The organism is Pedobacter borealis DSM 19626, from assembly GCF_000708285.2.
GTDB classification, from domain to species: Bacteria; Bacteroidota; Bacteroidia; order Sphingobacteriales; family Sphingobacteriaceae; genus Pedobacter; species Pedobacter borealis.
In genome coordinates this window covers 26973-43105 of the sequence record NZ_JAUG01000035.1, presented here as the reverse complement: position 1 = coordinate 43105, position 16133 = coordinate 26973, and the positions used below count along the sequence as shown (strand labels likewise).

The 16133-nt window shown below is 39.6% G+C and carries 15 protein-coding genes; 6 read left to right on the top strand and 9 right to left on the bottom strand.

Features of this window, described 5'->3' with window-relative positions; translation table 11 throughout:
- From AW17_RS11690 to AW17_RS11675, 4 genes are all read right to left on the bottom strand, one after another.
- A partial coding sequence (locus AW17_RS11690; RefSeq protein ID WP_029276557.1) for a M57 family metalloprotease occupies positions 1-399 on the bottom strand: 399 nt, incomplete at its 3' end.
- A gap of 179 nt (positions 400-578) precedes the next feature.
- A complete protein-coding gene (locus tag AW17_RS11685) occupies positions 579-1118 on the bottom strand; it encodes a hypothetical protein (protein WP_051691785.1) in 540 nt (179 codons plus the stop codon).
- 9 nt (positions 1119-1127) lie between these two features.
- On the bottom strand, positions 1128-2309 hold the full coding sequence (locus AW17_RS11680; protein WP_029276553.1) for a chromate transporter: 1182 nt from the start codon (positions 2307-2309) through the stop codon (positions 1128-1130).
- Positions 2310-2368: 59 nt separating this feature from the next.
- Complete coding sequence (locus tag AW17_RS11675; RefSeq protein WP_029276552.1) at positions 2369-3232, bottom strand: chromate resistance protein ChrB domain-containing protein; 864 nt, start codon at positions 3230-3232, stop codon at positions 2369-2371.
- A gap of 341 nt (positions 3233-3573) precedes the next feature.
- On the opposite strand from AW17_RS11675, the gene AW17_RS11670 reads away from it, so the two are divergent.
- The 3 genes from AW17_RS11670 to AW17_RS11660 all read left to right on the top strand — a co-directional run bounded on the left by AW17_RS11670 (position 3574) and on the right by AW17_RS11660 (position 6353).
- On the top strand, positions 3574-4023 hold the full coding sequence (locus tag AW17_RS11670) for an SRPBCC family protein (RefSeq protein ID WP_029276549.1): 450 nt from the start codon (positions 3574-3576) through the stop codon (positions 4021-4023).
- Between the two features lie 220 nt (positions 4024-4243).
- On the top strand, positions 4244-5320 hold the full coding sequence (locus AW17_RS11665; protein WP_029276547.1) for a universal stress protein: 1077 nt from the start codon (positions 4244-4246) through the stop codon (positions 5318-5320).
- A gap of 145 nt (positions 5321-5465) precedes the next feature.
- A complete protein-coding gene (locus tag AW17_RS11660; RefSeq protein ID WP_029276545.1) occupies positions 5466-6353 on the top strand; it encodes a universal stress protein in 888 nt (295 codons plus the stop codon).
- Between the two features lie 67 nt (positions 6354-6420).
- Here the strand turns inward: AW17_RS11660 and AW17_RS24185 are convergent, their stop codons facing one another.
- Positions 6421-6585 (bottom strand): hypothetical protein, encoded by a 165-nt coding sequence (locus AW17_RS24185; RefSeq protein WP_157280273.1) that lies wholly within the window; start codon positions 6583-6585, stop codon positions 6421-6423.
- Positions 6586-6869: 284 nt separating this feature from the next.
- Between AW17_RS24185 and tal the strand changes: the two genes are divergently transcribed.
- Positions 6870-7961, top strand: a complete 1092-nt coding sequence (gene tal, locus AW17_RS11655; RefSeq protein WP_029276542.1) for a transaldolase — start codon at positions 6870-6872, stop codon at positions 7959-7961.
- Between the two features lie 38 nt (positions 7962-7999).
- Here the strand turns inward: tal and AW17_RS11650 are convergent, their stop codons facing one another.
- Together AW17_RS11650 and AW17_RS11645 are read right to left on the bottom strand one after the other, a co-directional pair.
- Positions 8000-8389, bottom strand: coding sequence for a VOC family protein (locus AW17_RS11650; protein WP_157280272.1), 390 nt, complete (start codon positions 8387-8389; stop codon positions 8000-8002).
- 25 nt (positions 8390-8414) lie between these two features.
- The gene (locus tag AW17_RS11645) at positions 8415-8972 is read right to left on the bottom strand and encodes a dihydrofolate reductase family protein (RefSeq protein WP_029276540.1); all 558 of its coding nucleotides are present in this window, start codon (positions 8970-8972) and stop codon (positions 8415-8417) included.
- Positions 8973-9106: 134 nt separating this feature from the next.
- On the opposite strand from AW17_RS11645, the gene AW17_RS11640 reads away from it, so the two are divergent.
- Complete coding sequence (locus AW17_RS11640; RefSeq protein WP_029276539.1) at positions 9107-10075, top strand: GlxA family transcriptional regulator; 969 nt, start codon at positions 9107-9109, stop codon at positions 10073-10075.
- Positions 10076-10079: 4 nt separating this feature from the next.
- Here AW17_RS11640 and AW17_RS11635 read toward each other — a convergent pair whose 3' ends face one another.
- Complete coding sequence (locus AW17_RS11635) at positions 10080-11678, bottom strand: solute:sodium symporter family transporter (RefSeq protein WP_029276538.1); 1599 nt, start codon at positions 11676-11678, stop codon at positions 10080-10082.
- Between the two features lie 10 nt (positions 11679-11688).
- Positions 11689-12705 (bottom strand): GntR family transcriptional regulator, encoded by a 1017-nt coding sequence (locus AW17_RS11630; protein ID WP_029276536.1) that lies wholly within the window; start codon positions 12703-12705, stop codon positions 11689-11691.
- A 334-nt stretch (positions 12706-13039) separates the two neighbouring features.
- On the opposite strand from AW17_RS11630, the gene AW17_RS11625 reads away from it, so the two are divergent.
- Positions 13040-16123 (top strand): SusC/RagA family TonB-linked outer membrane protein, encoded by a 3084-nt coding sequence (locus tag AW17_RS11625; protein ID WP_051691784.1) that lies wholly within the window; start codon positions 13040-13042, stop codon positions 16121-16123.
- Positions 16124-16133: the final 10 nt, after the last annotated feature.

The following is a 16133-nucleotide window of genomic DNA, read 5'->3' as shown; positions in this document are numbered from 1 at the left end:
GCGCAGGCCCAGTGAATTGTACCTTGAAATCATCAGGTCAACCGCATCACTATACACCTGTGGTAAATTTGTAACCGAAATGGTAATCACACGTGGTAGTGCATTAACAAGATTTGTTGTACGGTACTGCTCGGTTTCAGCAATATTTAAATTAGGACTTAATGACTTTTCATTTAAGTTGGCATCTGTTAGCACGATGTCGCCCTCAACCAGGTAACCGTTATCTACTTTACGTGCATTCTCTACGCTAAATCCTAAGCTTTTTATTTGTTGTAAAGTACTTGCTGATATTTCGGCTTTGTTGTCAGTTTGTTCAGAAGTTTTGTTTTTCTTACAAGAAGATATGCAGAAAAATAAAGCGCATACCATGGTTAGTGATAAAAATTTTGTGTTTTTCATGTTTAAGTTAGTTTAGGTTAATTGTATTGATCAGATGAATCTAATATATAAACAAATTCTATGTAATCAAATAGTTGCAATATTTTTTTCTGAGTATTTATGTTTTACTACTACAAAGCGGGTTGCATTAAACCTTAAGTCTTCACTTAACATCCAATACTATTTGTACCGTCACTTATTTAAAAACTAACACCCACCTGTAAACCCGTGGATAGTGATGCTGGTAAATTGTTGCCGAATCTCACAGGGAAAGGCAATGCAAGATACAGGCTCACATCTTTTCCTTTTTTTACAACCTGGTTCAAAACCGGTGTAAAGCCATAACGGCCATTGGTTTCAAATGCTGCACGACCTATAAAAGTAAAGCCATGTTTGAACCTGAACATTGCCCCCGGATGAAATAATACTGAACTTACCTTAGAAATATTATGTTCGGTACGGAAACTCGGGGCAATCTCGAAACTGACCCCGAATTTATCACGCTTTAAAATGTTTATTCCAAATGGAAATATAAGCGTATATACATCCGAAAAGTTATCGTGAAATCCATTTTTATCCCAGGAACCGATGGGGTGAAGCAAGCTGAAATAACCGGTTATCTTTGGATAAGCCTGGTTTTGACCTGTTTGTTGCGCTTTTGTTGATAAATTTAGTAACGTAGTGAAAACAAGTAGAAATATACTGTGCTTAATTGGCGGTTTTGTAGGAATTTTATGCATAATGAGAAGTTAGAAGAATTTAATGAGTAGTCCTATCGCAGCCGCTACACCAATGATGTAGGGCTCTTGTAATTTTTTGATGTAGATAAGTGAAAGTATAGCTGCTACTGCGATTAATGCTGCTGGAATGTCTTTTATAGAACGCATACCGATCACAATTACTGAACCAACGAGCGCACCAATCACAGCGGCAGTAATTCCTTCAACGAATGTTTTAACGCTATTATTTTTTGCAACCTTTTTGAAAGAGGGTGCTAAAGCTACCGTGAAAATGTAGCAGGGCAGAAAAGTAGCTAACGCCGCAACACAGGCCCCTGGAAACCCTGCGACAAGATAACCGATAAATCCTACTGTAATTACTACGGGCCCAGGAGTGATCATGGCAACTGCCACCGAATCTACGAACTGAGCCTCCGTTAACCAACCAAATTCCTTTACTACGCCTCCATGCAGGAAAGGTACAATGGCCAGTCCGCTACCAAATACAAATGCTCCTGCCTTCACGAAAAACCAGCCAATATCTTGTAAGGTCTTGCTGTCATAGTGCCAAAAACCAGTACTGAACAATATTCCTGCGTGGAGAGTTGAAGGCTTTTTAATCCATTGAGGTGGGGCCTTAATGAGCATATACAGGATGCCGCAAGCAAGAAAAAGTAAAATTTCCTCTTTTTCGGTAACAACGGTGATCACGATTCCAATGATATAGAACACCCATAAAAGCCATTTGGATTTGATGGCAGCAAGTTCCAATTTGCTGATTGATTTAATGGTAAGTTTATAAGCACTCATGGTAATGATACCGATTACGGCAGCACCTACACCATAAAATACTGCTTGCATCCATGCCAGCCCACCATATTGCTGGTAGGCCATACCAAGCAAAACCACCATGATGAAGGATGGCAGTACAAAGGCTAAACCTGTTAAAGTAGCGCCAATTAAGCCATAGTGTACAAAGCCGATATAGATACCTAACTGCGCAGCAAGGGGCCCGGGCGCCAGTTGCGCAAGCGCTAGCCCTTCTTTATATTCTTCCTCGCTCAGCCAGCCTTTCTGCTCAACCAGATCACGCTGCATATAACCTACCAGCGCAACAGGACCGCCAAAGCCCCAAGTACCCAATTTTAGGAAATACGTTGCGATTTCGGCAAGTGAGTATAGCGGTTTGGCTTTATCTGTTTGTTCTTTCATCAGCAAATTGTATTTTATTACAATAATGCTTATTCGTAAGGCACTATAATTGTACGGATTTAACTATTTGTATCCGTTTTACCTTTTTGGTGTTTTTTTCTGTAAAACGACGGGTTTTCTCCGGTCTGTTTCTTAAAGATTCTATTAAAGTGGCTCTGGTCTGAAAATCCGGTAAGATAGGCAATCTCGGTTAATGAGTATGTTGTTGTTTCTATCAATAGCATAGCCTTTTCAATCCTCATCTTCCGTATATAATCTCCAAAAGACAGATTATCAAAATACTTGGAAAACTCGCGGGATAAATAGGCTGGATTAATTTCCAATTCATCTGAGGCCTGCTGGAGACTCAAAGACATATTCGTATCCATCTGATCCTGTATCATTTCCCGTAATTCATTCGCCCAGGCCGGTGCTTTCTTTCCTTTATTTTCCCGAAGGTACCTGGTGTATATGTCCAGTAACATTTGTTCAACTGGTCCGGCCTGTGTATGTGTTTTGTGGTAAAGGTGTTTTGCCCAACTATACAGGCCATCATAAATCTGCATACCTAAAGCCAGTAACTCCTGATCATTTGGACTGTGGTAAGCTAAACCCGAAAATACAGCTTCTAGCCCTGCTGCCTGTGGTGCGAAGTCATGGCGATCAGTATCTGCTCCGCGAACGATAGCCGCAATGCGGTCAAGAGCGGTATCCTTTAACTGGTGTTTTTTGATGAAATAATCAAAAGTGCATTGATCATTGTAATGCGTATATTCTACATCTGGCATGTCGAATGGTATGGCCCCTAATTCCCTGGCTTTAATCATCACCTGATCTGAGGGGACATAAATAATTTCTGCATCGGGATCGATAAAACGCCTGATTAGCCAAGGGCAGGCAATCCGGTCAATTTTTGGATGTTCACGGGTAATCCATTTTGTCATTTTTAATAGGGGAGTAGTATGCAAAGTTAACTATCGTACCTGATTTTAATAACAATAATTCGGGGAAGTGAAACTTTTGTTTATTACATCAAAAAAATGGTTAGTTCACCTGGAATAAACAGCTAAGTTTTTAAGTGACCATATAGTGTGGTGCAGGATAAGTTAGGCCGTAAAGCCCCTTCAATATTGTCGCATATCACCACTGGGAAACTCGAATTTACATGCCATCTTTGTATAGTCAGGAATTAATATTAAAAAAAGACAAATTAATGGAGCAGCTACCATTCCAAAAACGGGCGAAACCGAAAAGCCTTAAGAGTAGGAAATTAAAAAATGATTTTATGTCGAACAACACCGTTTCATTGCACAGAGTTTTAAAAGCATCGCCAGAAAAAGTATATCGTGCATTCACCGAACCTTTGGCAATCGCTTCATGGTTACCTCCATACGGCTTTCTTTGTACTGTTCACGAAATGACAGTAGCCTTAGGAGGCTCTTTTAAAATGTCGTTTCATAATTTTTCTACCTCCAATGGTCATTCATTCGGCGGAAAATACCTTGAAGTAACACCAAATGAGTTTTTAAAGTATACCGATCAGTTTGATGATCCAAACCTGCCTGGTGAAATGATTACTTCAGTTTGGTTGAAAAAGACTTTAGTGGGTACCGAAATTAAAATTACTCAGGAAGGAATTCCCTCAGCTATCCCTGTAGAGATGTGCTACCTGGGTTGGCAGGAATCGCTCGAAAAGTTAGCTAAGCTGGTCGAACCAGAAATACCAGATGCTTAATTAAAGGAATTATATTTTTTTTGAAAGACATAACTCCAACTAATCTCATGGCTTAAACCCCTCTAAAGTAATTTGGAGGGGTTTTTATTGTCTGGTAGTATAAGATAATTAAATTCGTATTCTTTTAAACAAATTTAGAATAAGATTTGTTTTATATAAATAAACATCTGACTGGGCTCCCTTAAATGATTTTCGATCACTAAAATAAGGAGATAGGATCATGAAAGAATTTTCTGTCAAATTCAGAACAGATATTTTGGATTTGAATGCCAGGGTTATCCCAAACCATAGGCATGGCCAATTTAAAGTTGAACTGGCAGGACAAGATACTGAACCGGTCATATTAACACAACTCGTAAACGGAGATTGGGAAATAACTGAACGTGGTACAAATGATTTATCCGATCAGGAGTTAAAGGGCCTCGGGCATGCCATCGACCTTAAGATTAAAGAAATCTATCAGATAAAAAATATTCTTGTGACAACAGATTTTTCTGATGCCTCCATCAACGCGGCCAAGTATGCAGCTGCTTTATCCAATCAGCTAAGGATTAATAACCTGGCATTATATCATTCATATGCAGCACTTGATATACCCTCTACACCATATGCACCGGTACCATGGCAATATGATGAGCATCCTGAAGAAAGTTTAGAAAAAACCAGAAAAATTAAAAAAGAGCTCGAAAATATTATATCAACGCACACCATAATAGAAATCTACAACGATGAAAGTCCACTAATAGCTGCGGTAGACGAAATGGGCGTTAAGCTTAATATCGGTTTGGTTATAACCAGTACTACAGGAAAAAATAATCTGGAACGAATTTTAGTGGGTAGCAATACACTTAGTTTAGCGAAACATTGTAAGGTACCATTGCTTATGGTTCCTCCACAAATTACTTTTAAGCCTATCAAACAGATTGTTTTCGCTTGCGACCTGAAAAATATCTCAGAATCCACCCCGATTTATGCCATAAGAACCTTTGTTAACGCCATCGGTGCAAAATTACTCATTTTAAATGTCGATCAGGATGAGACGCATTTCAATCCCGATAGAATTAAAGAAATGACGGCACTGCATCAGCTTTGGGACAGAGAAGAACCTGAATATCACTATATAGATGATGAAAATACCGCACATGGTATTGTGATGTTTGCAGAAAAATATCAAGCCGATCTGATTGTTACCGTTCCAAAAGTATATGGTTTTTTTGAAAGTATATTTCACTCCAGCATTACGAAGAAGCTCACTTATACTACCCATTTACCTTTATTACTGTTTAAAGACGATTAGTAAAGCCAACAAGGCCCTGGATAATTTATGCGCTTTACTATACAGGTCTACGTTCCATCTAAATATTTAAAATATGTTATGTGACAGGTTATTTGGAACGCTACGTGATAAAACACATTTATTGTAAACCTTAAACAAAAATTTTATGAAAACGACAGAACAAACCAATATAGATATGAAAGGGGCAGCAACTATAGATTCGGAGATGAAAACTATACTTGTGCTAACCGACTTCTCAGCAGCCGCATCAGATGCCGCTGATTATGCGCTAGGATTGGCCGGACAAATCAATGCCTTACGCATTATCTTATGTTATTCTGATTATATTCCTGCAGCAGCAGATATTCCAATGGAAAGTGCAATACAGGCAGCGCATGAAGAGCAGGAACATGCAAGAAAGCTGGCATTACTTAAAGAACAGTTCAGTGCCGAGGTTTCTCAGGCACTTGTTGAGATTTTTGTAGACAAGCGTTCGTTAGCTACCATAGTTAATGATTTTGATGAAGAACATGCGGTTGATCTGGTTGTAATGGGGATGACCGGTAAAAGCAGATTAGAACAGGCCTTAATAGGTAGCAATACCGTTAATGTAGCCAAAGCAATAAAAGTTCCTTTATTGATTGTTCCGGAAGGAGCAAGATTCCATAAAATTGAAAGGATTCTTTTGGCCTGTGATTTAAAAGAAACAACAAGTGCTTTACCTATTGGTGCAATTAAAAGCTTTGCAGGTACAATCCAGCCCAGGTTGTTTGTCTTAAATGTAGAAAGAGATGATGAACACAGCACTGAACTCAATATCGAGGAAAATAGTCTAAGAGCCCACCTTGGAACAGAAAATATAACCTATCATCGAATTCGGCATCACAATATAGCAGATGGTATTGCTTTGTTCGCAGCCGAAAACAGATTACAACTGATAATTGCCGTTCCGAAGCATCATAGTTTTTTTGAAAGCCTGTTTCACCAAAGCCTCACTAAAAGACTGGCCTATCATACACATATTCCCTTGTTATTGTTTAAAGAAACACATTGATAACTGCATAGCTGATAATGTAGTGTATAGCAATAATGTAGCTTTATAAGCTGTTCAAGGTAAGAAGCTATTTTTTGCCTAACCTTTTTCGTAAGCTTTCTTCTGCCTCTTTTAGCTCATCTTTTTCAGCAAGTGGTTCCTGCGTCTTTGGGTTTTTAAAATTTACGCTAGCTACCTTGGCCAATGCCTTATCGATATCGCTATTGTGCGGTTTCTTAACTTTCTTTTCCATGGTGACTGAGATTTTATTTAATTTTCTTAAAACCTATGTATCCTCATTTTTGGCGAAATTATTTATTTAAAGTTGTTTTCAATTGATTTTTAAAACAGTTCGGTTTTCTATTTTGTTTTATTAAAATCATACATCTCCGCCTAACCAGAATATCTTGGTTATCCAATTACGCTTTCAGAATATATGGTCTTTATAGGCGTAATACCTCATCTCAGGCCTTAAATTATTTGAAAGGAATAAAACTTATCTAAAAAATGTAATCGTTTAAAAATAAAAACAGTGCCATGGAAACGAATAATATAAAACAACTGCGTGAATTTGGCCAAAGTATCTGGCTGGATTTTCTAGACCGTAAGCTTATCACTTCAGGTGGTTTAGCAAAACTGATTGAGCAAGATGGTCTTCAGGGGATGACTTCCAATCCCGCCATTTTCGAAAAAGCAATCAGCAGCAGTTCAGACTATGATGAGCAGATTAAAACACTTGCCTATAATTACCCAGATAACGAAGCAATCTTCTATTGGTTAGCCATTAGCGATATCCAAAATGCAGCAGATCTGTTTAAACCTTTGTTTGACAGGGGCGAAGATGGATATGTTAGCCTTGAAGTTTCGCCCCGCCTGGCCCACGATACCAATGGAACGATTAAGCAGGCGGTAGAATTGTGGAGAAGAGTAGATAGGAAAAATGTAATGATCAAAATACCGGCAACAGTTGAAGGCCTACTCGCAATCCGCAGAGCTATTAGTGAAGGATTAAACATTAATATTACATTGCTTTTTGCATTAGATAGGTATGAACAGGTGGCAGAAGCTTACCTTTCTGGTTTGGAAGACCGCGTAGCAGCAGGTCAGCCCATTGATCATATTGCCTCTGTAGCCAGCTTTTTTCTCAGTAGGATAGATGTACTCGTTGATCCAATATTGGAGACCAAAGGCCTAACGCAAATGAAGGGTAAGGTTGCTATTGCCTGTGCCAAAAAAGCCTACCAGATTTATAAACGTATTTTCGCTGGAGAACGCTTTCAGAAACTTCAGGCTATGGGCGCAAAACCACAACGGCTTTTATGGGCAAGTACAGCAACGAAAGATCCTTCATTTCCAGATACCAAATATATAGAGGCACTGATTGGAAAGGATACGATCAATACCGTTCCAACAGAAACATTGGAGGCCTATCGTGATCATGGTCGACCTGAAAACCGTTTGGAACGTGATATAGACAAAGCAGAGCAGGTTCTGGAACAGCTTAAAGAGATTGGAATAGATTTAAACAGCTTAGCTAATCAATTAGAAAAGGAAGGCATCGAGAAATTTAATAAACCTTATGATCAATTACTTCTGGCCATAGAAGAGAAAAAACAGCAGATTAACTAAAAAAAAGCGGCCTGTATTATCGCAGGCCGTTTGTATGCTCACTTCCATTTCAATATATTAAACTTATGCCCATCTGGGTCGGCAAATGCGCAGCCATACATGCCTTGAAACTCTTCTGGTGGTGAGAATACAGAACCGCCCGCATCTTTTACTTTTACCGCCCACTCATCTACTTCCGCTTTTGTTTCAGCCGAAATGGTAAATATAACTTCATTGCCCTTGCTCAAATCGGCTAACTCGCCTTTCATGCCCTTTTTTAAACTATCTTCTTTGAAAAAGTGTATCACAAAATTATCTTCTCCAAATAAAAAGCTGGCCAGTTCATCGCTCTCGCGTCCTGCATTTTTTTCGAAACCGAGTTTGGTGTAAAATGCTCTGCTTTTCTCTACATTTTCAACGCCTAAATTGGCCCAGATTTTTGTTTTCATCATTATAGTATTTAGGTATTGATTCTTAATTATAGGCCTCATAACTCAATAATACGGTGCCACTTTTAAAGCTTCGGGTATCAGTTAATTTCAAATTTAACTGTCTTTGCATACCGCTAAAAACGGAAGTTCCCTTGCCAATGGCTACAGGATCGATCATTAATTGATAGGTGTCAATTAAACCTGCTTCGGCCAGTTGTGTACTCAGATTTCCGCTGCCTAAAATGGTAATGTCTTTTGGCAATGTTTTCTTCAGCTCAGTTATTTGAGTCAATATATCTCCGCTCATTATCCGAGTATTTTGCCAGGTGGTATGCTGCAAAGTATTGCTACACACAATCTTTTCAGCCTGGTTCATGCCCTTTGCTACTTCGGGCATTGCTTCAATAGCATTTTGCGATGGCCACCACGATGCCATCATTTCATAAGTTATCCGGCCGAAGAGCAGAATGCTATCGTGCTCCAGGTTTTTTGCGCTGAACTCGCCCTCTTCCTGGCCATGTTGATGCCAGTCGATACCATTGTTGGCATCTTTATAATAGCCATCCAGACTGATAAAATTGAATACATTTAATTTGCCCATTGTTTCTGTTACTTTAGCTGTTTACAAATCTCTGTAGATTATCGATATCATTTAGGTGGCATAAATGACAACTTAAGGGTATGAAAGTGACAAATAAAATACCTAATTTAGTTATATTAAAATAACTATTAAGCATGTTAAATGTTTGCCTTTATATTTTCGACGAGGCTGTTCCTTCCTCGGTTACCGGAGTAGTAGATTTATTGAGTGGCGCCAACCGTTATATGGAGCGTGCTGGTAAAAAGCCTGTATTTGCGCTAAGTTTGGTTGCAGAGAAAGATCACGAAATTCCCTTTCACTTTAACAACGCCAATATTCAGCAGTTAAATTATAAAGATGTACAACAAACTGATCTGATTATTATTCCATCATTTAGTGTTGGTAACGAGGGCGTGTTGGGCCGAAACCAAGCGGCTATCAAATGGATTAAAGAAATGTACGCCAGTCGGACAGAAGTGGCCAGTTTGTGCGTAGGTAGCTATTTTTTGGCTGAGGCGGGTTTGCTTGATGGTAAAGAAGTAACCTCACACTGGGCTGTAGCAGCCGATATGCAAAAACGTTACCCTAAAATAAGAATGAAAAGCGATTTGGTAACCACCGATCAGGACGGGGTTTATACCAGTGGCGGAGCATTCTCTTCTCTTAAACTAATTCTGTACCTGATCGAGAAATTTTGCGGTCGAGAAGCTGCTTTATGGATCAGTAAAATGTTTGCCATTGAAATGGACAGAACCAGCCAGGCGCATTTTAAGGTATTTACAGGCCAGCATCAGCATGATGATAAAGACATTTTGAAAGCCCAGCAGTATATTGAAGAAAACTACCAGAACGAAATCACGATGGACGAGGTATCCAGTCTGGTTAATATGAGTAAGCGTAATTTTATCCGTCGGTTTAAGGCCGCTACCCATAATAGACCATTCGAATATCTGCAAAGGGTACGAATAGAATCAGCAAAAAAAGCCATCGAAATGAACCATAAAGATCTGCCATTTATTATGGAAGATACAGGCTATAACGATTTGAAAGCATTCAGGAAAATCTTTAAACGCATTACGGGGCTATCGCCTATGGAATACAAACGAAAATATGCGAGGGCTTAAATCATCAATTAGCGAGGAATGTAGGGGAGAACAATAAAAACAATAAAACCATAATCAACAATAAGAGTCCATTAACCCAATAACGGTTTTTCCAGGGCTTTAAATCAACAACCTGTTTGTTCTGGGCTACATAGGCAGTTTCTAATGGGTATAATCTTCCAATAATGAGCATAATGGCGGTGGTAACAACAAAAAGAATAGCCAGTACATGCAGGAAGTGGATGCCGGTATCAAATACCATTTGCGTAAGTATGTAGGCTACAAAGCAAAATCCCAAGCCTATTTTTGCCGCAATTGGCGGAGCTTTTTTGGTTGCAAAGCCAACAAACATAATGGTAAAGATGGGGATACTGAATGCTGCATTTATCTTTTGCATGAAGGTATAAAAGCTATCATTAGAAAATATAAATAAGGGCGCAATGAACATGGCCAATAAAGAAGCAAACATTTCAAATCTTTTCGAGCTTTTTAACATCTTGGCCTCGGTAACCACAATACCTTTCTTTTCTTTGGCTGGCTTATAAATATTGAGGATAAACAAGGTGCTTGCGCTGTTCAGTCCAGGAGAAAATGAGGTAATAGCCGCACCAAAAATAACAGCAGCAATAAAACCGCTGAGTACGGGAGGTGATACATCGCTTACCACCCTCGAAAAAACTTCAGTGGTATTCTGCATATTGCTGTACATATGAACAGCAATAATCCCTGGTAACATAAATAATAAGGGCCCAAGAAGTTTGCCCGCACAGGCCAGTGCAATTCCCTTCTGGCTGGTTTTAAGATCAGAAGAAGCCAATGCCTGTTGCACAATTACCTGTTCCGTACCCCAATAAAAGAGGTTCATTAAAATCATACCGGTAAAAATGGTCGAAAATGGAATGGCATCACCTGTTTTTCCTATTGAATTAAAGTGTTCGGTTTTTGAGGTAAGAATAGTATGCATACCCTGTTGCAGATCTCCATTTCCTACATGCCTCACCCCAAAATAAGCAAGTAACAATGCACCGGTAAACATACAGGCACCCAATACAAGATCAGAAATAACAATGGCTTTTAAGCCGCCCAATATAGAATATAAACTGCCCACAAGCCCGATGCACCAAACCAAAATCCAGATGCTGCTGCCATAACTGATGTTCCAGCTATCAGAAAAATGAAACAGGCCATTTAGCGCAACTGCACCACTATACAATACAATTGGCAAGAGGTTAACGAGGTAGCTGATCAGAAAAAGTAAGGATACGAGTTTTTTGGTTTGCGGATCGTACCGGCTTTCCAGAAAATCGGGGGTGGTAGACATGGCGCCCTTTAAATAAACCGGGATTACAAATTCTGAAACCAACAACATGGCAAATACAGAACTTACGCCCCAGGCCATTACCGTCATATTGTTGATGTATACCGATTCGCTGCTGCCTACAAATTCGGCGGCGCTGATGTTGGTAAAAAATAATGCACTGCCCACAGCAGTAAAACTTAAGGTGCGATTGGCCAGAAAAAGCCCGGCCGAAGTCGTGATTTTATGCTTTCGGGTTTTGATCCAGGAAATCAATGCAACCAGAAAGGTTACCACTATAAAAGTAATGATAGCCGTAGTATTCATGTGCTTTAGCTTATAAAGAATTTCTTCTGATGAGTACCGTTGGAATAATTTCCTGGATTTTTTCTTTTTTCAGCACCGCCTGTGCAACTTTTTTGCCCATTAACGAAAAATCGGCCGAATAAGTGGTAATGCCTCCACCTATAAGTTCTTTTACAACCTCATCGTTATGCGAAAGGATTCCGATATCTTTTCCTACCTGAAGTTGCTTTGCTTCGCAGTCCTTCAGGATTTTCCAGATTTCGGAATTGTTGAGTGTAAAGTAAACCTTGCCTTTTTCTACACTTCCAGGCTCATATTCATTTATTATACGGGTATTTACGGCAAAATCTTTTGTAAACTTTTTAAAGGCCCTGATAATTTCGACAGGATCTAACGAACCGGGAACATGAAAGAAAATCATTTCATCGAACTTTTTTATGGTATCGGCAAGTTCGGCCAAAACCTGGTAGGTAGATTGCTCAAATTCCTGCGTTACATAATTAAATTCACCTTTTAAGGCTTCGTATCGGTCGAACATGATGAGTTTGTTGCTCGGCAGGCTATCTAACAGGTGTTTAGTTTTAGGGTGTGGAATTGGCGAAATTACATAAACCCCATACTTTCCTTTGATCATATCCAGCATCGTTTCGAAGATGGTGATATTGCCGTGATGAAAAAAAACATCGATATGCACATTTGGGCCAAGCTCATTCCTGAAATTACGGTAAAACTGCTCCTGGAAAGAGTCGATCAAATACATGAGCAATGCCACTTTTAAGGTTTGTTCGGTATCGTCGTTAGCCACAAAATACCCTAAACGCTTTTTCGATTCCACTATGCCACGGCTAATCAACTCACGATAACCTTTCATTACCGTTTCGCGGGCAAAACCAAGTTCTTTAATCAACACATTGATAGAAGGAAGCGCTTCTCCTTTAGAAATAATCCTTTGATCAATAGCATTAATAAAGCCCTGAACAAACTGCTCATGTTTTGAATAGGAGGGTATTTCTTCTAGTTCCCGTATTTTTTCGAAAATAGTTATCATAAAGTAGATTGGGCTACACTAGTCTATAGGTTTGGAATTCTTGTTCGCCTTTCGATTACAAGGTAATAAAATTCAGTTAATCAACAATCGAAAAAAATATTCCGTATCTCATTTTGGCTCCTGTTGAATTGTAAAGACAGGTTATGTAACAATAAAGGCACAAAATTGCTTGTTTTTTGTTAGGGCAGCCAAGTGCTGAACATGTTTTTTTACAAAAGACGAAAATAAGTTTTGCAATTCTAATAAAAGATCGTTTATATTTACATCAATAATAGAACAGAATAGACTAGATTAACTAATTTATCTTTTTATTTCCAACCAAAATAAACCAAATATGAACTTAAAACTTACTTTTCAAAAGTTAGGCTATCCCGATCTGCTCTGGAAAAAGCTTATTTTATTACTGCTCTTTTTTGCAGTTTGTGTCCCCTCGTTTGCTCAGCAAATGGTTTCGGGTAGGGTAACAGACAATGGACTGGGATTGCCGGGGGCTTCGGTTAGGGTAAAAGGGACCCAGCAAGGCACAAAAACAGATACCGATGGACGATTTAAATTAAGCGTTCCATCTCATGCCATTTTAATATTTAGTTATGTGGGTTATACCGATCAGGAAATTACTGTAGGTGATAAAACCAACATTGAGGTACAGCTGGCAGAAACAGCAGGTTCTGGCTTAAATGACGTAGTGGTGGTAGGTTATGGTACCAAGAAGCGGGCAAATTTAACAGGTGCAGTTGCCACAATCAGTGGCGCTGAACTGGCAAAATCTCCTTCAACCAATCTTACCAATTCTATTGCCGGCCAGGTTCCTGGCCTTATTGTAAATACCAGAAGCGGTGAGCCAGGCAATGATAATGCCGATGTATTTGTTCGTGGAAAAAGTACTTTAGGGAGTACGGGCGCCCTGGTCGTAATTGATGGGATTCCAGACAGATCAGGCGGTTTTGCCAGGTTAAATCCAGCTGATATCGAATCTTTTACGGTGATCAAAGATGCAAGTGCTGCAATTTATGGTGCACGATCGGCAAATGGTGTTATCCTCATTACCACAAAAAGAGGTAAATCTGGTCAGCCAGTATTTTCGCTTGGAACCAACTGGGCTACAACCCAGTCTACGCGTGTACCAGAAATGTTGAATTCTTATCAGTATGCACAGGCTACAAATGAATACGATGATTTAGTTGGTCAGCAATTAACATGGAAAGCAGAAGATATTGAAAAATTCCGAAACGGATCTGACCCGCTCGGGTATCCAAGCAGCAACTGGTGGGATGCGATAATGAAAAAACGTGCATTACAGCAAAACCACATTCTTTCGCTTAGCGGCGGAACGGATAAAGTGAGTTATTTCTTCTCAGGTCAGCACCAGAAACAAGATGGTATCTATAAACGCGATGCCGCTTATTATACACAAGACCAGGCGAGGGCAAATGTAGATGTGAATGTGACCGATAATTTTAAAATGGGTGTAGATGTGAGTTATCGCAACGAATTTCGCAATGCAGCCAAACGTGGCTATGATGCTGGTGGAATTTTTAGAGAGTTGTGGCTAGCTTATCCTTACCTTACCCCAATATACGACAATGATCTTGTTGGTGTGGGTATTGGAGGCGGTCCGGATAACAGTATGGTTTATATTACTTCCGGAGAGGCTGGGTACCAAAAATTCACCACTGATTATCTGCAAACTAAGGCATCTTTTAGCTGGAAGCTGGATAAGGTGACCAAAGGACTTTTCGTGGATGGATATTACGCGTTTGACAAAACTATATCGAAAACAAAATCGTTTACCAAGACTCCACCTCCAGCATACCGTTATAATCCTGCAACAAAGGGATACACCCAGGTGGTTTCTTCGATTACGCCTTCATTATTTGAGCAACGCGGCGATATTAATCAAGGTTTATTAAACCTAAAACTAGGGTACTCAAAAACAATCAGCGATCATACTTTTGATACCTTTGTTGCTTTCGAAAGCTTTAAAGGAAATACTGATATCATTAATGCGAACAGGTCAAATTTCCTGAGCAATAGTTTAGATCAGCTTTTTGCAGGTAGCCTCATCGGTCAGCAGAACAATTCGAGTGCTGCAAAGGCCGCACGTGTGAATTACATCAGCCGTTTTTCTTACAATTATAAAGGTAAGTACCTGTTAGATTATACCATGCGTTATGATGGCTCTCAGAATTTTCCACAAGGAAAACGTTATGGTTTTTTCCCGGGAGTATCTGCAGGATGGCGTATTTCGCAGGAAGATTTCTTCAAATCGGATGTGATCAACGAGTTGAAATTGAGGGTATCATGGGGTAAGACTGGTAATGATGCTGTTTCTGCATTCAATTACCTGCAAACTTATTTGCTTGGTAGCGGCTATGGCTATTCTTTGGGTTCTGGCGCCTCGCAGGTTTCTTCGCTGGTATTAGGGCCAACCCCAAATCCAAACATTACCTGGGAGCTGGCCAATACTACCGATATTGGTTTGGAAACGCAGTTTTTTAAAGGAAAGTTAGGTGTTAATATCGATGTATTCAGATCGCTGCGCTCTAATATTCTAATCACCAGAAGTGAATCTGTTCCCGGATATACTGGCTTAACGCTGCCAAACGAAAACCTTGGGAAAGTATTAAACCGTGGTATAGAAATGGAGGTTTTATACCACAACACTATTGGCGATTCTTTTAAATACAACGTTAGGGGCAATATCACTTTCGCAAGGAACAAGGTAATCTTTATGGATGAAGCCGCGAATATTCCAGATTATCAACGCAAAACCAATATCCCGATTGATTCGTGGTTCCTGTACCAGAGTGATGGTATTTATCAAAATCAACAGGAAATTAACAATACGCCGCATCCGGCCGGTACGGGTATTGGCGATATCAGGTATAAGGATATAAACAATGATGGTGCAATTAATGATTTGGATAAAGTGAGAACACCACTTACCCGTACACCAGAAATTATGTTTGGTACTTCTCTTGGCGCAAGCTGGAAAAACATAGATTTTACGGTTTTCTTTCAGGGACAGGCAAGGGCCAAATCTTACCTGGCGCCAGCGGGTTTAAATATGGTTCAGGAATTTTTTGAAGAAAGATGGCAAAACCCAGGCGATAATAAATACCCAAGAAACTTTAGCGGACCAACAGGCAGAACATTCGGCGTAAATACCCTTGAATCGGATCTGTGGTTGCGGAATGCGGCTTTTGTAAGGTTAAAGAACATGGAGCTGGGTTATACCTTTTCAAAAACATGGATTGAAAAGATAAAAATGCAAAATGTAAGACTTTATATCAGCGGAACAAACCTATTTTCTATCGATCGCTTCGGGCCATCCTTTGATCCAGAAACCCCAAGTAATTCAGGACAGTATTATCCACAACAGCGTGTGATCAATGTTGGCGCAAACATTACCTTCTAAAAAAGTATAT